The organism is Marinobacter confluentis (assembly GCF_004785685.1).
In the GTDB taxonomy this organism is placed as follows: Bacteria; Pseudomonadota; Gammaproteobacteria; order Pseudomonadales; family Oleiphilaceae; genus Marinobacter; species Marinobacter confluentis.
This window is the reverse complement of the sequence record NZ_SRPF01000003.1, coordinates 149,464-168,673: the sequence shown is the minus strand read 5'-3', so window position 1 is coordinate 168,673 and position 19,210 is coordinate 149,464. Positions and strand designations below refer to the sequence as shown.

General features: G+C 60.1%; 12 protein-coding genes. 5 read left to right on the top strand and 7 right to left on the bottom strand.

Going from position 1 to position 19,210, the window contains the following annotated elements; translation table 11 throughout:
- Positions 1-18: 18 nt before the first annotated feature.
- From E5Q11_RS11325 to E5Q11_RS11315, 3 genes are all read right to left on the bottom strand, one after another.
- The gene (locus E5Q11_RS11325; protein WP_135803543.1) at positions 19-1,302 is read right to left on the bottom strand and encodes a TRAP transporter large permease; all 1,284 of its coding nucleotides are present in this window, start codon (positions 1,300-1,302) and stop codon (positions 19-21) included.
- A gap of 34 nt (positions 1,303-1,336) precedes the next feature.
- Positions 1,337-1,930 (bottom strand): TRAP transporter small permease, encoded by a 594-nt coding sequence (locus E5Q11_RS11320; protein ID WP_135803542.1) that lies wholly within the window; start codon positions 1,928-1,930, stop codon positions 1,337-1,339.
- Positions 1,931-2,038: 108 nt separating this feature from the next.
- Positions 2,039-3,067: a TRAP transporter substrate-binding protein gene (locus E5Q11_RS11315; RefSeq protein WP_135803541.1), complete on the bottom strand. Its 1,029-nt coding sequence runs from the start codon at positions 3,065-3,067 to the stop codon at positions 2,039-2,041.
- 193 nt (positions 3,068-3,260) lie between these two features.
- On the opposite strand from E5Q11_RS11315, the gene recC reads away from it, so the two are divergent.
- The 3 genes from recC to recD are packed head-to-tail and all read left to right on the top strand — an operon-like array spanning position 3,261 to position 12,618.
- Entirely contained in the window at positions 3,261-6,770 is a 3,510-nt protein-coding gene (recC, locus tag E5Q11_RS11310) for an exodeoxyribonuclease V subunit gamma (protein ID WP_135803540.1), read from the top strand.
- Positions 6,770-10,489: an exodeoxyribonuclease V subunit beta gene (gene recB / locus E5Q11_RS11305; RefSeq protein ID WP_225315015.1), complete on the top strand. Its 3,720-nt coding sequence runs from the start codon at positions 6,770-6,772 to the stop codon at positions 10,487-10,489. Before recC ends, recB begins: the two co-directional genes overlap by 1 nt.
- The gene (gene recD, locus E5Q11_RS11300; RefSeq protein ID WP_135803539.1) at positions 10,486-12,618 is read left to right on the top strand and encodes an exodeoxyribonuclease V subunit alpha; all 2,133 of its coding nucleotides are present in this window, start codon (positions 10,486-10,488) and stop codon (positions 12,616-12,618) included. Before recB ends, recD begins: the two co-directional genes overlap by 4 nt.
- Positions 12,619-12,843: 225 nt before the next feature.
- On the opposite strand, the gene E5Q11_RS11295 is transcribed toward recD, so the two are convergent.
- Entirely contained in the window at positions 12,844-13,368 is a 525-nt protein-coding gene (locus tag E5Q11_RS11295; protein ID WP_135803538.1) for an alpha/beta fold hydrolase, read from the bottom strand.
- Entirely contained in the window at positions 13,365-14,420 is a 1,056-nt protein-coding gene (locus E5Q11_RS11290; protein ID WP_135803537.1) for an LLM class flavin-dependent oxidoreductase, read from the bottom strand. Before E5Q11_RS11290 ends, E5Q11_RS11295 begins: the two co-directional genes overlap by 4 nt.
- Before the next feature lie 139 nt (positions 14,421-14,559).
- Between E5Q11_RS11290 and E5Q11_RS11285 the strand changes: the two genes are divergently transcribed.
- Together E5Q11_RS11285 and E5Q11_RS11280 are read left to right on the top strand one after the other, a co-directional pair.
- Entirely contained in the window at positions 14,560-15,012 is a 453-nt protein-coding gene (locus tag E5Q11_RS11285; protein ID WP_135803536.1) for a transporter substrate-binding domain-containing protein, read from the top strand.
- The gene (locus E5Q11_RS11280; protein ID WP_135803535.1) at positions 14,975-15,181 is read left to right on the top strand and encodes an amino acid ABC transporter substrate-binding protein; all 207 of its coding nucleotides are present in this window, start codon (positions 14,975-14,977) and stop codon (positions 15,179-15,181) included. The genes E5Q11_RS11285 and E5Q11_RS11280 overlap by 38 nt, the downstream gene beginning before the upstream one ends.
- Before the next feature lie 12 nt (positions 15,182-15,193).
- Here the strand turns inward: E5Q11_RS11280 and E5Q11_RS11275 are convergent, their stop codons facing one another.
- Both E5Q11_RS11275 and E5Q11_RS11270 read right to left on the bottom strand, forming a co-directional pair.
- Positions 15,194-17,455 (bottom strand): ATP-dependent DNA helicase, encoded by a 2,262-nt coding sequence (locus E5Q11_RS11275; RefSeq protein ID WP_135803534.1) that lies wholly within the window; start codon positions 17,453-17,455, stop codon positions 15,194-15,196.
- Between the two features lie 2 nt (positions 17,456-17,457).
- The gene (locus tag E5Q11_RS11270; protein ID WP_135803533.1) at positions 17,458-19,167 is read right to left on the bottom strand and encodes a VRR-NUC domain-containing protein; all 1,710 of its coding nucleotides are present in this window, start codon (positions 19,165-19,167) and stop codon (positions 17,458-17,460) included.
- Positions 19,168-19,210 lie beyond the last annotated feature (43 nt).

Genomic DNA, 19,210 nt, shown 5'->3' with positions numbered 1-19,210 from the left:
AGCCTTCAGGTGTTCAGGTCACCTGAAGGCCAGGTCCCGCAGGAACAGGGCAATCTGCGGGAAGGCGATGATCAGACCGGCTGAAGCCACAAGCATGATGATGAACGGTGGCGTTCCGCGAATCACCTCCCAGTAGGGGCGCTTGAAAATGGCAATGGCTGTAAAGATGTCGCAGCCAAAGGGCGGCGTTGCCGAGCCAATCGCCACCTGCAGAGTTATCAGTACACCAACCAGTACCGGGTCCAGACCAGTGGCTTCAATGGCTGGCGCGAATATTGGCGTCAGCACCAGAATCACCACGATCGGGTCAACGAACATGCAACCGATAAAGAAGGCAATACAGATGGCAATCAGTACGCCCACCGGACCCATCTCGCTGATACCGATAGATTCAAGAATGGCCTGGGGAATCTGCGCGAACGAGATAATCCAGGAGAAACCGTTGCCGACCGCCACCAGAATGAAGACCACGGCGGTAATCAGGCCGGTGGATTTGGCAATCCGGTAAATGTCCGGAAGCTTGAGCGACCGGAACACCACGAACTCCAACAGGAACGCGTAGAGCACGCAGACGGCAGCGGCCTCTGTGGGGCTGAAAATACCGCCATAGATACCGCCCACAATGATCACCGGGAAAAAGAGCGGCCACAGGGCTTCGCGCACTGCCACGCCTCGCTGGCCCCAGCTGGCTTTTTCCTCCGTGGGTACCTTGTTGACGTGGGCGTAAATCAGGCAGTAGATCGAGAACATCATCAGGATCATCACACCCGGACCGATACCGGCAATGAACAGTTCGGCGATGGAGGTCTCGGAGATAACCCCGTAGATAATGAAACCGATACTCGGTGGTATCAGAAACGCGATGTCACTGGCATTGATGATCAGTGCCAGCGAGAAAGAGTCAGAGTAACCGGCTTTCAGCAGCTTCGGACGCAAGGGCGAACCCACCGCTACAACGGTGGCCTGGGTTGAGCCGGAAACGGCGCCAAACAGGGTGCAGGAGGTGGCCGTACTGATGGCAAGGCCGCCTTTTACGTGGCCGATGAACGACATCACCATGTTAATCAGCCGATCTGCGGACTGACCGCGGGTCATGATGTCTGCCGCCAGAATGAACATGGGAACCGCAATAAGCGATGCCGGGCGAATGCCGCCCATCATCTGCTGAATGAAGGTTCCCATTTGCCCGAAGCCATCGAACATCATCACGAAGCCGACAACGGCACCGGTGATCAAGGGAACCATCATCGGGAAGCCCAGCAGAAGCAGCCCGATCATGATCACCATCATTATAGTTGCCATGATTTGTTTCCTTTATTAGTGCAGCTTCAAAGCGTCAGACTTCAGACTCGGTATCCGCATAACCATCGACCACACCGGTCGACAGATACACGTCCTTGCTGGTGAAGTTCTTGATGGCGGTCAGGAAGTACTGAATGCCGGTAATGGCAAAGCCGACCGGAGCCCAGATGTATATCCACCATATCTCGAACCCGAGCGCAGGCAGAATCCGCCCACGGTCGTAAAGGGTTTCGATATACCCATAGGAGTGATAGCAGAGGAAAAACATCACCACAGACGTGAACAGGGCGATGAAAATCATCAGTGCCTTACGGGCTTTGGGCGGGAATGCATCGTAAATCGCTGACATGCGGATATGCCGACCGTGGCGGGCCGCATAGCCGATGCCGGCGAAGGTAATCAGGATGATCAATATGCGGTTGATTTCGCCTGAAAAGAACAGGCCTTCACCGAATACGAATCGTGCGATCACGTTAACGCAGGTGTTAACGGCCATTAGAATCACGCCCATGGCGAGCATGACTGCTTCTACTTTACTGATGAAGACATCAATGGTTCCCAGAAATCCGGGTAGTCCGGACTCGAAGGTGCCGGTGTCGTCATCTAGATCCGGGGAATTCTCGGACATGGGAACACTCCGTGGCGTTCCGCTCCCGACCGGTGGAGAGGGCCCCGGCGGGGCGGGGTAAATACGAAATCCCCGCCGGCGTACCGGCGGAGATGATCCTGGCCGCTATCAGTCGTTCTGAACGTTTTCCAGGTCCTGCTTGAACTGGTTCAACAGTTCTTCGCCGGATTCACCGGTCATTTCAATGAACTTCTTCTCGACCTGCGGCGAACGCTTCTTGAACGCGGCAATCTGCTCCTCGTTCAGACGGGTGACGGTCACCTCGTCACTGGCTTCCTGGATCTTGGCCAGTGCTTCGTCTGCCAGGCCATCGATATGCTCGATGATCTCCTCAAAAGCGAAATCAGCAGCGTCTTGTACCAGTTTCTTGTCGGCGTCAGAAAGACCGTTATAGAAGTTCTGGTTGGCCATCATCGCGGTGGTGAACCATCCGTGACCAGTGAAAATCAGGTTGGGTGATACTTCATAGAGACCGCCGGATTCAATCCAGAAAATCGGGTTTTCCTGGCCCTGAATCATGTTGGTCTGCAGCGCGCCATAAACCTCGCCCCAGGGCAGGGGAGTCGGCGTTGCGCCGAAGGCATCGTAGGTTTCAGACAGCAGCGGGTTGGTCATCACCCGGATCTTCTTGTTGTTGAAGCCTTCGGGCGAGGTCACTGGCTCGTCCGCGGTCACAACCATTTCGCCTTCCGGGTACATCTGCAGCAGTTCCAGGCCGTTCTGTGCGTACAGCTCCGGGAACATTTCATTGATGGCCTTACTTTCGCGGAAGAACTCGATCACCGTGTCCATATCGGTAGGCATCAGATAGGGGATAAAGAAAATCTGGGCCTCGGGGATCAGCGAGCCGGTAAAGCCGGGTGACTGGTTTACAAACTGGAGGATGCCCGCCTGGGTCTGCTCCATGATGTCGTCTGATTCGCCCAGTTCACCAAAACGGTAAACCTGAATCGTATGGTCGGAATTTTCTTCGATGTATTCTTTGAATTTGTACGCGTAGACGTCCTGAACGTCGCCTTCATACTCTTCGTGGGCATAGCGCCAGTTGGCGGCATTCACTGAGTTCGCTGCCGTCATCGCCGCAAAAGCGACTGCCGAAAATCCGGCCAGTTTCTTGAATTTGCTTATGCTGCTCATCGCATTGTCTCCACTTTTTTGTCACTGAAATGATTTGTTACATTAATTAAGACTGGCAAAACAATCAGGGTTTCGCAAGAAAATGTCTGATCTGCAACAACTTTGAGCGTGGTACTTTCGTCTGCCGGTCCTGCAGTTATGATAGGGTTCAACTCACGGTTTTACCGTTTCCAGCAACCCGACAAGAGCCGGCATGTCCCACACAACCCCCACTCTGACTGGCTTTCACGCCATCCACGCCAACCATCTGGAGGACCTGCGTCGGGCCGTGGTGTGGATCTGCAGGCAGCATCCGATGCCTCCGCTGGCCAGCGAAACTTTTCTGGTCCAGAGCAACGGTATTGCCCAGTGGCTCAAGCTTGCGCTAGCGGAAGACCCCGCCGGGGAGTCGGATGGCGGTCTTGGCATCGCCGCCGGTATGGACTTCCTGTTCCCCTCACGATTTATCTGGCAGGCCTATCGCGCTGTGCTTCCGGCAGAAGACGTCCCGGAGCAATCGCCTTTCGACAAATCCCGGCTGGTGTGGCGGCTTTTCCGTTTGTTACCGACCCTGGTGCGTCAGCAGGATGTGTTCTCGCCCCTCAGGCGTTTTCTGGAGGGCTCGGACGCCGACACTCGCTGCTACCAGCTGGCTGGCCAGATTGCGGATCTGTTCGACCAGTACCAGGTGTTCCGGGCTGACTGGCTGACCGGCTGGGAAAATGGCCGGAATACCATTGAGCTCGCCCGCGGTGAGGTAAAAGAGCTCAACGACGATCAGCGCTGGCAGCCGGTGCTATGGCGGGCATTGGTGGACGATGTTGCCGAACTGTCCACGACCAGCCGGTCACGGATTCATACCCGCTTCATGGAATACGGGCAGCGACTGACTGCTAGCGACCGGCCACCGGGACTGCCCCAGAGGATTATTGTGTTCGGCGTTTCCTCGCTGCCACGGCAGGCCCTGGAAGCCCTGTCTGTGCTCAGCCGGATCAGCCAGGTGGTGTTGTGTGTACATAACCCCTGCGAGTTTTTCTGGGCCGACATCATCAGTGATCGCGATTTGCTGACGGCCAGCCGCAGGCGCGGCAAAGAACACGAAAAACTGGCCAGCCTGATCGACCCGGACTCTCTTCATCAGCACGCTAACCCTCTGCTGGCAGCCTGGGGCAAGCAGGGCCGGGATTACATCAGGCTGCTGGATGAGTTTGATAACCCGGACGACTATCAGGGCGCTGTGACCACGCCGGACGGCCGCATCGATATTTTTTCCGAGCATGGCGATAGCGGGAAGCCCCGGGTGCTGCACCAGATCCAGGACGACATCCGCACCCTGACCTCCCAGCAGGAAATGCTGGCCCAAAAGCGGAAGCTGAATCCGGCGCAGGATGATTCCATCGTCTTCCACCGCACCCACAGCCCTCAGCGGGAAGTAGAAGTGCTGCATGACCAGCTGCTGGCAGCCTTCAGCGCCGACGATTCCCTGCGGCCCCGGGATGTGATCGTGATGGTGCCGGATGTGAATGCCTACGCGCCCCATATCCAGGCGGTGTTCGGGCGTTATTCCCCGGGCTCGCGCCACTATATTCCGTTCACCATTTCCGACCAGCAACAGCGCCATCGCCAGCCGGTGCTGATTGCGCTGGATACCCTGATGGCGCTGCCGGAACATCGCTTTGGCGCCAGTGAAGTAATCAGTCTCCTGGATGTGCCTGCGGTGCGGCGGCGCTTCGGTATCGATGAGGCCGACCTGCCGCTGATCCGTCAGTGGGTGGAAGGGGCGAATATCCGCTGGGGTCTGCACGCCGGGCACCGGCAAAGCTTTGACCTGCCGGATGGCCTGTCCCGCAACACCTGGCAGGAAGGCTTGCGGCGAATGCTGCTGGGCTACGGCACCGGCCCGGACGATGCCTGGCAGGGCATTGAGCCCTATGGCGAAATTGGCGGGTTGCAGGCAGCGCTGGCGGGCAATCTGGTCCGGTTTGTGGAGCGCATGGAGCAGCTCTGGAAGAAACTGGCAGAGCCTTACACGCCTGCCCAGTGGCTGGAGCTGATCCAGTCCATGCTGGCGCAGTTTTTCGACGAATTCACCGATGACGAACTGCTGCTGGTTAACCGCCTGCGGCGCCAGGCCGAGCAGTGGTTTGAGGATTGCACCAGTGGCGGCATGGCATCCGAAACCCTGCCGCTGTCCATTGTCCGGGAAGAACTGCTGGAAGGCCTGGAAGAGGGCGGCCTGAACCAGCGGTTCCTGGCCGGCAAAGTGAATTTCGCCACCCTGATGCCGATGCGGGCGATTCCGTTCAAGCGGGTGTGCCTGTTGGGTATGAACGACGGCGATTACCCCCGTTCCCGTCCGCCAGTGGATTTCGATCTGATGGCCCAGGACAGCCGCCCCGGCGACCGCTCCCGGCGCGAGGACGACCGCTACCTGTTTCTGGAAGCCCTGCTGTCGGCCCGGGAGCAGCTTTACATCAGCTGGGTCGGCCACAGTATCCGTGATGATTCCGAGCGGCCGCCTTCGGTGCTGGTGGCCCAGTTACGGGACCATCTGGACGCGGTCTGGTCGACGAAGTCCGGAGGCAAGGCTTCTGGCGCCCTGACCACCGGGCACCCGCTGCAACCTTTCAGCCGTGAGTATTTTCCTGTTGAGGGAACGGGTCGGGCCGGACTGTTCAGCTACGACCACGAATGGCTACAGGCCCATCAGGCCGTCGAAGCCGACGAAAACCGGCCGCTGGACTACCTGGCACCGGCGGCACCGTTGACCCTGTCGGAACTGGCCGTGTTTTTGAAAGCTCCGGTGGATACCTTCTACCGGCGCCGTTTGCAGGTTCAGTTCATCAACGTTCAGGCCCAGGACACCGACAACGAAACCTTCAGGCTGGATGGTTTGCAACACTGGGCGCTGGAACGGGAACTGATTGATCAGGCAGTGGTAAAAGCCACCGACGAGTCGAATCTGGAGGAGCGCCTGCAGGACCGGCTTCAGCGTATGCGAGCCAGGGGCGATCTGGGCATGGCATCAACCGAGCAGGTAGCCGAACAGCAGATTGTCAGCCGCATGCCGGACCTGTTCCGCCGTTACCGGGAAGCCCTGCAGGACTGGCCGGAAGAGCTGGGCCAGGCCTGGAATTTCCGACGGTCATTCAAAAGCGAACAGCATCATGAAGTGGCGGTGGCCGATCGAATTGGTCAGCTCCGGACCCGTCCGGACGGCGCTGCCTGCCGGGTGGTCATTGCCAGTAGCAGCCTGCTGGAGAAGAACGGCGGCGCCAAAGCGCTGAAGTACGCCTCGTTACTGGAAGACTGGGTAATTCACCTGGCCGGATGCAGTCTCCATGAGGATTTTCATACTCTGGTTCTGGGCAAAGAGGAAAACCGTAAAGTGCTGTTGCCACCCGTTGGGCGGGAACAGGCGAGGGCATTAATGGATGGAATCCTGAACTACTGGATCGCGGGCCAGACCACGCCCTTACCAGTCGAACCCGGCACCGCCTACGCCTACCTGCGCGGCCTGCATCCGCCCAAAAAAGAGGGCAGTGAAGAGTTGGGTCTGGAAAGGGCCGAACAGGCATTCGATGCCACCCTGGCCTATCGCGGCGCCTACCTTGGCCGGGCCTTTCCGGATTTTGAAGCCCTGATCGGTGCCGGTGATTTTCCTGCGCTGGTCCGTGATCTGTATGAACCTCTCTGGCAATGTGAGCACGGGGGGCGCGGCTGATGATAGAACCGATGAGCGAACAGGTGCGCACCCTCGACCCGCTGACCTTGCCGCTGAAAGGCAGCCGGCTGATTGAAGCCAGTGCCGGTACCGGCAAGACCTTCACCCTGGCATTGCTGTATGTGCGCCTGGTGCTGGGCCATCGGGAATCAGAACAGCCGCTCACTGACGGCGTGATGCCGCCAAACCTGCTGGTGGTGACCTTCACCGAAGCCGCCACCAAGGAGCTGCGGGACCGCATCCGCGCCCGTCTGACCGAGGCCGCCGCGCTGTTCGGTAAGGAGCCGGACCTGGCGGATATCGCCACCGACACCAGCGATCCGCTAATCAATCTGCGCAACCAGTGCCCAACGGCCGACTGGCCGGCCTGCCAGCGCAAGCTATTATTAGCGGCCGAATGGATGGACGAAGCGGCAGTATCCACCATCCACGGCTGGTGCAACCGCATGCTCAGCGAGCACGCCTTCGACAGCGGCAGCCTGTTCCGCCAGACCCTGGAAACCGACCAGACCGAACTGCTGGATGAAGTGGCGCGGGATTACTGGCGCACCTTTGTTTACCCCACACCGCCGGAAATGATCGACGCGGTGCTGGAAAACTGGACAGACCCGGAAAGCCTGCGCAAAGCCGTGCGCAACCTGCTGCCCCATGTGGACGGGTTGCCGGACAATCCCTTGTCGCCGGAACAGGCAGTGGGGCAGGCGCTGGAGGAAAAGCGCCGGGTGCTCGGGGAACTGAAGCAGCCCTGGGCCCAGTGGTGTGACGAGCTGACCGAACTGCTGGAAAATACCGCAAAACCCAAGCCCAAACCTCTCCACGGCGGCACCAAAAACACCATCCAGAGCGCCGTAAACTACCTGCGGGACTGGGCCACCTCGGATGCGGACGAACCCAAAGGCCTGGTGAAAAGTGAGCTGAAAGGCTACGAGTATCTAGATGCTGAAGGCTTCGCCAGCAAGTGGACCGGGGACGAACCGCCGCCCCATCATCCGGCCATGGATGAAATCAACGCCCTGAAACAGGCGCTGGCGGATCTGCCCAAACCTGGCCCGGCCATGCTCAATCACGCCGTGCGCTGGATTGCCCGGCGCCTGCACGCCGAGAAACAGCGCCTGGCCACCATGGGTTTCGATGACCTGCTGACCCGGTTGGATGAAGCTTTGGGCGGTCCCCAGGGCGAGCGGCTGGCGGCCACCATCGCCCGCCAGTTCCCGGTCGCGATGATCGACGAATTCCAGGACACGGACCCGGTACAGTACCGAATCTTCGACCGCATCTATCAGGTGGCGGCGAACAATCCCGATTCCACCCTATTGATGATCGGTGACCCCAAACAGGCCATCTACAAGTTCCGGGGCGCGGACATCTACACCTACCTGGACGCCCGGCATTCGGTCAGCGACCGCACCTACACTCTGGGCACCAACTTCCGCTCGTCCAAAGCCATGGTGGCGGGGGTGAACCAGGTCTTCGCCCATGGGGACCAGGCCAAGGCCGAGGGCGCCTTCCTGTTCCGCACCGACGCCGGAAATCCGTTGCCCTTCACACCGGTGAACGCCAAAGGCAGCGACCGTGACTGGTGGGTGGATGGCGAGGCGACCACACCACTGACTTTCTGGACCCTGGGCGGCGATGAGGGTTCTGACAAAGGCGTCACCAAGGGCGATGCCAAATCCCAACTTTCCGGCGCCTGCGCGACGGAAATCGCCCGGTTACTGACTCTGGGACAGCAGGGTAGAGCCGGTTTTCGCTCTCAATCGGACATTGGCGATCTTGAGCCTCTGCGCCCGGAGCACGTGGCCATTCTGGTCAACAAGCGTGACGAGGCCGAAGCGGTTCGCCGGGCCCTGGCTGAAAGGGGCATTCGCAGCGTCTATCTGTCCGACCGCAATTCAGTGCTGAACTCACCGGAAGCGGTCGAGCTGCTGCAATGGCTTCACGCCTGCGCCGAACCCGGTCAGCTCTCGCTGCTTCGCGGCGCCCTGGCCACGCCGTCCCTCGGTTTGTCCCATAGCCAACTGGACCGGCTGCTAAGCGATGAAAACGCCCTGGACCGGGAAATCGAGCGGTTCCAGCACTATCGCGAACTCTGGCAGAACCAGGGCGTACTGCCCATGCTGCGCCGCTTCCTGATGGACTTCGAAGTACCCGCCAAGCTGCTGGCAAGCCAGGGCGGTGAGCGGGCGCTGACTGACATCCTGCACCTGGCTGAACTGCTGCAGGCAGACAGCCAACAACTGGACGGCGAGCACGCGCTGGTTCACCACTTCACCGAGCTGCTGCAGCAGTCTGATGACGAAAGCGAACACCGCACCATGCGCCTGGAAAGCGATTCCGGCCTGGTGAAAGTGGTCACCGTGCACAAGTCCAAGGGTCTGGAATACCCGCTGGTGTTTCTGCCCTTCGCCACCGAACATCGACGGGAAAAAGTCGGGCAGAACTACCTGGCCTACCATGACGAACAGGGCCGGTTGCGAATTTCTCTGGAGCCGGACGAACAGAGCCTGCAGATGGCGGATCGCGAACGCCTGGGCGAGGACATCCGTAAACTCTATGTAGCCCTGACCCGCGCCCGCCACGCCACCTGGGTGGGCGCTGCCGGCATCAAGAACTGGCACTTAAGCGGCCTTGGCCACCTGATCAGCGATTCCGGCGAGCCCAACGAGGGCGATCTGACGCCGCTGCTGCAGGCCATGGCCGCTGAACAGCCGGACATCCGCATTATTCCTGCGCCGGAGCCGGACGATATCGCCTACGCCGGTGAACCGGAGCCGCCCCTGGGCCCGGCCCTGGAACCCAAAAGGGAAGCCCGGGAAAACTGGTGGATTGCCAGCTACTCCGCCATCACTTACGGCGCCCTGAGCGGCTTCAGCGGGGATTTCCAGCCCGCCAGTGAAGATGCGGAACAGGAAAACCTGCGGGAAGAAGAGGAACGATCCTTCCCTGCAGAGGTTTTATCCCCCGCGATTCAGCCCGAAGGCAAACACGCCTTCCCCAAAGGCTCCGGCCCCGGCACCTTCCTTCACGACATTCTTGAGTGGTGTGCCACCAAAGGCTTTGATCGAGTTGTCGCGCAGCCGGATGAGTTGCACGCTTTGCTGGTTCGCCGCTGCCAGCTTCGCCATTGGGATGACTGGGTAGACGTGCTGCATGACTGGGTACTGAAGTTGCTTACCATGGACATTCCACTGCCGGATTCTGACCAGACTTGCGCATTGGCGACGCTGGCCGATCCGCGCCCGGAACTGGAATTCTGGTTCGAAAGCCGCCAGGTCAACACCGTAAAACTGGACCGGCTGGTGCAGCAGGGCACCCTGAACGGGGAACCCCGTCCCCGTGCTCACGACACCACCTTCAACGGCATGCTCAAAGGCTTTATCGACCTGGTGTTCGAGCATCAGGGCCGGTATTACGTCCTGGACTACAAATCCAACACCCTGGGGGACGACGACAGTGCTTATGTGCCGGCTGCCATGCGGGCCAAAATTCTGGAATCCCGCTACGACCTGCAATACGTGATCTATCTGCTGGCCCTGCACCGTCTGCTGAAAGCCCGGCTACCGGACTACGACTACGACACCCACGTGGGCGGTGCGGTCTACCTGTTCCTGCGGGGCTGCGACTCACCAGGCGCCGGAGGCTTCACCGAGCGCCCGGCCAAGGCCCTGATCGAATCTCTGGACCGTCTGTTCTGCGGCCAGCCGGAGGTGGCGGTATGAACCTCGATTCCGCTCTGAAAATGCTGGATTACTGGGTCGAACTGGGCTGGCTAAGGGCGCTTGATCACGCCTTTGCTGAATTTGTCTGCACGATTTCGGCCGAAAACAACGATGCCCCGACCGGGCAGCTGGCCGTACTCGCCGCTATGGTGTCCCACCAGGTCGGCCGTGGCCATGTGTGCCTTGACCTTAGTCACCTGTGCGCCGATGCCGAAGCCACCCTGGTAATGCCACCAGAGGGCGCGGCGAAACTGGCCGAAGCGCCGGACAGCCTGTGGCGACCGGCGGATCTGTTCCAGAATACGACCGCTGACCAGTTGATCGAGTCCATCCGCAACAGCAATGCCGTCAGCGATGGCAGCCATTCCACACCCCTGGTTCTGGAGGGTACCCGGCTCTACCTGCGCCGCTTCTGGCGCTACGAACAGGCGATCGCCGCTGGCATCCGGCTTCGGTTCAGCCCCGGCGCCAGGGAAAATGACCAGCAGCTTTCCCGGGCCCTGGACGCACTTTTCGGAAAGAAAGGCGAAGTCGATTATCAAAAAGTTGCCTGTGCCCTGGCCGCCCGCAACCGCTTCAGCGTGATCACCGGCGGCCCGGGTACCGGCAAGACCACCACCGTTCTGAACCTGCTGGCCGCCCTTCAATCCATGGCCAGCCAGAGCCCGAACGCGGATCCGGAAGATCCATATTTGCGAATTCGCCTGTCGGCCCCCACAGGCAAAGCCGCCGCCCGGCTCAGCGAATCCATCGGTGGTGCGCTGAGCAAGGTACCGCTGAATTCACTGCCCGGCGCGCCGGATGCATCTGCCATTCCCACGGAAGTCACCACCCTGCACCGCCTGCTGGGCAGCCGACCGGGTTCGCGCCAGTTCCGCTACAACGAAGACAACCCGCTACCGCTGGACATCCTGGTGATCGACGAAGCCTCCATGGTGGACGTGGACCTGATGGCATCGGTGTTCAGCGCCCTGCCGGAAACCGCCCGCCTGATCATGCTGGGGGACAAGGACCAGCTGGCGTCCGTGGATGCCGGTGCCGTACTGGGCGAACTCTGCCAGCGGGCCAACGACGGCCACTACCGCCCGGAAACCCTGGACTGGCTGAAGACAGTCACCGGTTACCAACTGCCCGATGAACTGGCTGACACCGAAGGCCAACCCCTGGACCAGGCCGTCGGCATGCTGCGCAAAAGCTACCGCTTCGACGAACACAGCGGCATCGGCGTGCTGGCCATGGCCACTAACGAAGGGCGATTTGATAAGCATCTGATAAAGCAGTGTCAGTCCCAGGATTTTCCGGACGTAGCCTGGCTCGGCCGGTCCGCCTTGATGTCCGATCCAGCGGAAAGCCCCTCTGTACCGGATGCCCTGATACCGCTTGCCCGCCATGCCCGCAGCGGCAGCGCCCGGGCCTTCGCCAATGCCGGTGAAGGCCGCGTTGTGAACGGCGAAGCAGTGGCCGCCCCCGTGGGTTACGGACACTATTTGCGAATCATGTCTGAGCAACGTCCAGAGGCCACCGATTCAGAGGCTGACCGTCCAAAATGGGATTTCTGGGCCGCCAATGTGCTGAGTGCTTTTAGTCAGTTCCAGGTACTCTGCGCCTTGCGCAAAGGTCCCTTTGGTGTGGATGGCTTGAATCGCCAGGTAGCCGCTGAACTGCGAGCGTCAGGACTCATCGATAAAACCGAAGGCTGGTACGCCGGCCGACCAGTGCTGGTCACCGGCAATGATTACAACCTTGGATTGATGAATGGCGATATCGGCGTAACGCTAAGCGTTCCGTGGGATCGCGATGAACAGGGAGATCCGGTCCAGACCTTGAGGGTCGCATTTCCGTCCAGCGACGGCAGCGGCACCATCCGTTGGATATCTCCCAGCCGTTTGCAGTCCCTGGAAACCGTCTACGCCATGACGGTGCATAAATCCCAGGGCTCCGAATTCACCCATGCCTGTTTGGTTATTACCGATCGCCTCACTCCGGTCCTGACCAGGGAGTTGATCTACACAGGAATCACTCGTGCCCGGCACTGGTTAAGCCTGGCTGTCCCACAGGAAGCTGTTCTTAGAGAAGCGGTTGGTCGAAGTGTTGTGAGGGCTTCCGGATTGGCGCGTTTACTGTCCTAATCCTGATGCCTGTAAGAGTTCACGGGTGAGCAAGCGGGTAGAGCTTTGCAGAACCGTCCGGAGCCATGGATGGCGGAGGCCGAGCGTACAGGGGTGAGGCCGAGCGTTTATGAAGCGAAGCTTCATGCGACAGACTCACGACCGCAATCTGTGATTGCGGGCCGGACCCCGCAGGGGTATTTACAGCGTGTTCTGCAAAGCCCTACCTGCTTGCTCGCTACACCCTCAGTCGGACAGGCAATCAGTTAAAAAGCGGCGGAACTCCAACACTACCCGGGGCAAACTCTCCTGCAACCGGTGACCATCAGGTAGGGCGAGCAGCGGCAAATCCTGATCCATTGCCAGTTCGATGACCGGCATCGGGAGCACCACATCATCATGCCAGCCATGAATAATCTGCGTATGCCGAGCCTGAATGGTCGGGCTGGAACCGGGATAGTCCTTCATGTTCAGCGCCGGGGCCATCAGAAAGCAGCCCAGAACTGGTGTATCCGCACTGGTCTGCGCGCAGACCCAGCCGCCCATGCTGGAGCCTGCCAGAATAATGTTCTCAGGCTTAGCACCGGACTCGTCTATCGCCGCCCGCATCTGCTTCAATCGGGTGGACGGATCATTCGTGCTGCGATGGTCCAGCGCAATAGCCGTGACGCCCTCAAAGGTCTCGGCTTCGGCCTTCAAAGCTGTCACCTTGGTACTGTTCGGCCCGCTTTCCAGGCCGTGAGACAGGAATAGATGTATCTGGCGTGTCATGAAAGGCTCCTGTTTTTCTCCCGGTCCTCGGGGCGGGTAGCGGCAAGAATATCCAGAGCGTGTCGACGCTTCTCCGGATCGTAAAGATCAATGGTGAACATCAGCTCGTCCACTTCAACCGACGCCAGCAAACGATCCAGCTGCTTGCGAATCGTTTCCGCGCTGCCCAACAGCTGCAACGACAGAAAATCCTGAACCCCCGCTTTTTCACCACTGTTCCACAGCCCGTTCATGGATTCGACCGGTGGCCTCATCCACAGCGGCTGGCCACGGAACAGGGACAGAATACGCTGATAGCTGGTGGTGGCCAGGAACCGCGCCTCCTCGTCTGTATCCGCAGGAATCGCCGGTACCGCCAGCATGGCGTACGGCTTTTTCAGGGTCTCGGATGGCTGAAACTGATTGCGGTAAAGGCTGATTGCTTCCCGATACAGGCGCGGCGCAAAGTGCCCGGCAAAGGCGTAGGGCAATCCCCGCTGGGCCGCCAGTTGCGCGCTGTAGAGGCTTGAACCCAACAGCCAGATCGGTACATTGGTGCCGGCACCGGGAATCGCTTTCACCTGCTGGCCGGGCTTGAGGGGGCCAAGCAGCGTCTGCAGCTTTGCCACATCGTCCGGAAACTGTTCCGCGCCCAGATGTTCCCGTCGCAGCGCTCGGCTGGTAATGGGGTCAGTGCCCGGCGCGCGGCCCAGGCCCAGGTCGATCCGTCCCGGATACAGGCTTTCCAGGGTGCCAAACTGCTCGGCCACCACCAGCGGCGGATGGTTGGGCAGCATGATGCCGCCGGAACCTACCCGGAGCGTCTTCGTTGCACCTGCCACGTGCCCGATCAGTACCGAGGTTGCCGAACTGCTGATGCCCTCCATATTATGGTGCTCAGCCAGCCAGAAACGATTGAACCCCAACTGTTCGCCGTGTTTCGCGTAGGCCACGCTGTTGGCAAGGGTCTGGCCAACAGAGTCGCCCTCCCTGACTGAGGCCAGCTCCAGTAGTGAATAGGGAACAGCCCGACTCGATGACGAGCCGTCGGGCTCGGGGGATGAATGCAACATTAAAGACTCCGGTTTGGGAATAGCTGCAAGGATAACAAATTCGGTTGCCGTTTCCTTGCAGGTCCAATGATGAGTTCTTTCGCGTAAAGTACAAGAAAGTGAATTGTAATGATCCGCGACAAAAATAACGAAACACAGGGTGACTGCGGTAATTCCTGTAAAACCTGATCGTTTGATTATGCTGGCGCTGGCGGCGTTCCTGCTCTCCCATGCCGGTTTGATGACGGCTGCTGCAAAGCCTGATCAGCCTGCTCTTTCCATCGTTTATGACTCCTTTGCGCGTTTCATCTACACCGAGGACGGGCAAGCCAGGGGCCTTTATGTGGATATCATGAACGAAGCGCTGGGCGCCCGGCTTGATGTGCCCGTCGACTTTGTCTGGGAGCCGTGGCAGCGGGCTCAGTTTTCGGTGGAGAGCGGCTCTAGCGATGCCATGATCACGTTTTCTACGCCCACACGCAGGGCCTATGCAGACGCTGGCGAGGTGCCTGTGGCATTTTCACCGGTTGGCCTGTTTACGGTGGCGGGGCGACCTGTTCCCGCAGGTTGTGGATGTGACCAGACACTATATTTCCGAGCTGGGTTACGGTGACAGGATTGTTGAGGTGCCGGATGTCGGGCTAGGTTACATTGAGTTCCGATTGATGATCAGCAAAAAATCAGAGTTTACCGACCTGCTTCCCCGAATTGATGAGACCCTGCGTGAGATGTGGGACGACGGAACCATTGACCGGATGGAGGCCAGATACCGGCCAGACTGATCTGTACCGGTGTCAGTGGTTTGCTTGCCACCAGCCGGGCAGCAATGAGCGTACGCCAGACTGCAGAAAACGGTCGTCCACCAGCCAGATTACCCCTTGATCCTCCTGGGTGCGGATGACCCGGCCGGCTGCCTGCACGACTTTCTGCATGCCCGGTATGAGATAGGTATAGGCCTGTCCCGCCTGAAAACGCTGGTCCAGCCGCTGGCGCAGGATTTCGTGCCAGTTGTCGAAGGGCGGCAGGCCCAGTGTGGCCACAAAGGCGCCGATCAGTCTATTGCCGGGCAGGTCGATGCCCTCGCTGAAAATGCCGCCAAGCACCGCAAAGGCAACCCCGCTGCTGTCTTCCGCAAACGCCTCCAGAAACTCCTGCCTCTCCTGGGCCGACATGCCCGGACGCTGGACCCGCTGGGGAATATCCGGTGCAGATTGCGCCAGGGTCTCGCTGACCTGGTTGAGATAGGCAAAGCTGCTGAAAAAGGCCAGATAGTTGCCCGGTTTTTCCCGGTACTGCCGGGCGATCAGCTGTGCGATGGGGCCAAGAGACCCCTGTCGGTCCAGTTTGCGGGTACTGATGTGAGGGGTGAAATGCACCTGAAGCTGGTCGGCGCTGAACGGCCCAGGCAGCGATCGGAACAGGGTCTCTTCCGGCAGGCCCAGCAGGTCCCGGTAATATTCCCCCGGTGACAGGGTGGCGGAAAACAGCAGGACGCTATGCGCGGCCGCAAAGCGCGGCGCCAGAAAGTCCGCCGGAATCAGGTTCTGGATCGACAGTCGGGCATCGCCTCGCCCGGGCCTCGCCAGTTCGCATAGGGAGTGGTCGCCGAAAACATCCGCCAGTTTCGAAAAAGCCAGACACTCGAACAGCAGCTCCTGCAGAGCCAGGTCCGGCGGATTGTCCGCCAGGTAATCGCTGATGGCGGAGACCAGCCGGTTCAGGGCACCGGTCAGGCTGGCGGGCAGGTTGGTCAGATTGACCGGCGGTTCGCCAATGTCCGGCGCTTCTTCGCGGATCAATGCCTGCCAGGCCCGGGCCACGCCGTCCATGCCGGCTTTCAGGCTTTTCGGCGCCTGCTTTTTGATTCTCAGCAGGCGGCGCTGGCTCAGGGTGACGGAATACATGCCCCGGGCCCGGTCCACCAGGTTGTGGGCTTCGTCAATCAGCAGCCCGGCGTTCCAGTCATTCTGGCGGACCAGCGCATGCAGCAGAGCTGACTGGTCGAACATCCGGTTTACATCGGCGACGACCAGATCGCACCAGCGCGCCATCTCCTGAGCCAGAAAGTAAGGGCAGATCCGGAAATCTGAGGCGATGCCGGCCATGGCCTCGCGGCTCAGAATGCCCGGGTGATTGGCGGCAGCCTGTCGTGCCTCTGGCAGCCGGTCAAAAAAGCCTTTGGCCAGCGGGCAGGAGTCGCCGTGGCAGGCCTTGTCCGGGTGTTCACAGGCGTGATCCTTGGCCACCAGTTCCAGGGTGCGGATTTTGAGCGGTTCCGCCTGGGCATCGGCAAGTTTCCCCACCGCTTCGATGGCGACCTGGCGGGCGGTGTTGCGGCTGGTCAGATAAAACAGCCGGTCCTGCCTGGCGACCGGCATCGCTTTCAGTGCGGGAAACAGGGTGCCCATGGTTTTGCCCAGCCCGGTTGGGGCTTCCAGTAGCAGGGACTGGTCGCGCACACTGTTGACGTAAACGGTTTCCGACAGCGCCCGCTGTTGGGGTCGGAAATCGGGAAAGGGAAAGCGCAAAGCGCTAAGAGACTCGTTTCTTGCCTGTTCATGAGCCTGTTCCTGTTCGGCCCAGCCAGCATAAAGGGCGCAGAGCTGTTCCAGTTCCTGCCAAAGCACGTCGGCAGTGGCCGATTCGGTAACGGGTGTTTCCTTGTCTTTGCCCACATCGTAATAGATCAGAGTCAGCTCAATGTCCTTGCGCTTTTCCTCCCGGCACAGCAAGGCGCCGTAGACCCGAAGCTGGGCGCGGTGAAGATGTCGCTGGGCTTCGCGCACCCGGGACAGGTCGCCACGATGGGTCTTGATTTCTTCAAGGCGGCCCCTGGTCGGATCCCAGCCGTCGGCGCGTCCGCTGACCCGCAAATTGCCGCACTGGCCTGCCAGGGGTTTTTCACTCTGATAGCGCGGGCCGCGTCGGGCCTGAACAGCGCTGTGGCCGGCAATGCCTTCTTCGGAGGTGGGTGCCGGGGTGTAGCGCAGGTCCAGATCGCCCTGGCGCGCGGCGAATTCGCACAGGGTTCTGACGGAGACCTTGTAAGCGGTCAACGCTATGCCTCCTGCCAGCGCACATAGCAAACGGACACCGGTATGGCATGCTCAACGCAGTATTCCAGCCAGCGGGTCTGGTGGTCCTGCAAGCGGTCGCCGGGGCCTTTTACTTCAATCATTTCATAGCGCCGATCGGGATCGTCATGGTCCGGCTCAAAGCGGATCAGATCCGGGAAGCCGCTGCGATGAATACGCAGATCCGCCATCAGGCGCTCAAACATCTTGGCTAGATGACTGGCTGGAATACACCCCAGCGCGAGCTCCAGCAGTGATTCGCTCAGCACCGGCCAGATCACAAAAGGCGAGGCTATACCGTATTTCCGCTTCCAGGTGGAGCGGATGACGTCCGGGTAGGTTCCCTTCTCCAGATGCGCGAGGCAGTCGGCAAACAGCGCCTCCCGGCGGCTCAGAAAATCCTCCCGATATAAATCCACGGGGCCAGTGTGAAACGGGTGAAAGAAGGCACCGGGTATCGGGGCAAAAATCGCGGGCCAGCAAAGAAGGCCGAACAGGCCGTTAATCAGGGTGTTTTCCACATAGGCGACTGGCGCTTCCGGCGCATGGAGATGTTCCATGGACCGCCATTCCACGGAATGCCCGGAGGGGTTGTCCAGGGTCAGGCTGAAACGGGGAATGTCGGGTCTGGGTTTCGGGGTCGGGACTGGCCGATCCAGCTTTCGGGCCAGCCGCGACATCAGCCGTTTCAGGCCCTGGACTTCGGCGTCGTTGCGGGGTCTTTCCGCGGCCTGCTCTGCCTTTTGCCAGGCCTCGCCGAAGCGTTTCTGACGCTCCAGCAGTCGCAGCTGGCGCAGCCTGGCTTCCCGGTGGCGGCTTTGCTCATAGGCTTCCAGCGCAAGATTGGTATTCCCTTTGCGCTCGGCCTGCCGGGCCAGCTCAAACAGCAGTCGCCCGCGACGGCTTTCCAGCCAGGCGTTGTCGGAAGCTGCCGGTATATCCTCCGCTATCGAGTCTGGCGGCTCGCCCTGATCCAGCCGTTCCCGGCACTGGTGCAGTAGCAGGTAGCGGTCTACTTCCTCGCGGGTGCCGAAAGCCCGGGCTTCGGGGGTGAAGGGCACCTGCTCATATTGGGAATGCCCCAGCTCCACCAGCACAAAGTCCGACCAACTCTGGCGCAGGTTGCCGAAAAACATCAGCCGCAGCCGGTCGAACAGGGCCATATGGCGAAGCCTGACCACCTGTGTTTCCAGGGCAGGCAACCACTCGCTGACAGGTTCAGGATCCGGGTAGGCTTCAAGCACGGCCTCTTTTAGCTGGCTTTTGGGCGCCGAAGGTTTCAGGCCCAATGCTGCAATCCGGTCAGCCATGGCCAGCCTTAGCTCGGCCAGCGTATACAGACGAAACAGATCTGTGGTCGGGATGTCCGGCGCGGGGTCGACCCAGTCGGCTTTTACCAGCCATGCCATGGCCTCTGGCACGGGCTGGGTCAGTTCCGGATAGTGGAGCTTTTCCACCCGGAAGACCTCGCCGGTGCGCATGACCATTCGCGCGAGCAAAGCCCTGGCATCGGGAGACAGAGCCATCAGCCTGTCGATCAGTCGCTGTTCGGTGTTCAGCAGCAGGTCACTGTGATGCTGACGCACCCAGCGAATCACCGTCTCGAAATTCGTACGGTAGTACAGCGGATCGTTCAGGTCCGCCGTGCCCGGCGGCGAGTTCGGTTGCTGTGAGGGATTGGCATCAGCCGTCATGTCGTCAACGTGTTTTAGCGCCTGGGCGCTGGGGCGGGTGAAA

What these genes read in the sequence shown, in the direction of transcription:
- E5Q11_RS11290 (WP_135803537.1), bottom strand. Translation starts at nt 14,420, where the DNA reads ATGTTGCATTCATCCCCCGAGCCCGACGGCTCGTCATCGAGTCGGGCT.
- E5Q11_RS11295 (WP_135803538.1), bottom strand. Translation starts at nt 13,368, where the DNA reads ATGACACGCCAGATACATCTATTCCTGTCTCACGGCCTGGAAAGCGGG.
- recB (WP_225315015.1), top strand. Translation starts at nt 6,770, where the DNA reads ATGATAGAACCGATGAGCGAACAGGTGCGCACCCTCGACCCGCTGACC.
- recC (WP_135803540.1), top strand. Translation starts at nt 3,261, where the DNA reads ATGTCCCACACAACCCCCACTCTGACTGGCTTTCACGCCATCCACGCC.
- E5Q11_RS11325 (WP_135803543.1), bottom strand. Translation starts at nt 1,302, where the DNA reads ATGGCAACTATAATGATGGTGATCATGATCGGGCTGCTTCTGCTGGGC.
- recD (WP_135803539.1), top strand. Translation starts at nt 10,486, where the DNA reads ATGAACCTCGATTCCGCTCTGAAAATGCTGGATTACTGGGTCGAACTG.
- E5Q11_RS11270 (WP_135803533.1), bottom strand. Translation starts at nt 19,167, where the DNA reads ATGACGGCTGATGCCAATCCCTCACAGCAACCGAACTCGCCGCCGGGC.
- E5Q11_RS11315 (WP_135803541.1), bottom strand. Translation starts at nt 3,067, where the DNA reads ATGAGCAGCATAAGCAAATTCAAGAAACTGGCCGGATTTTCGGCAGTC.
- E5Q11_RS11320 (WP_135803542.1), bottom strand. Translation starts at nt 1,930, where the DNA reads ATGTCCGAGAATTCCCCGGATCTAGATGACGACACCGGCACCTTCGAG.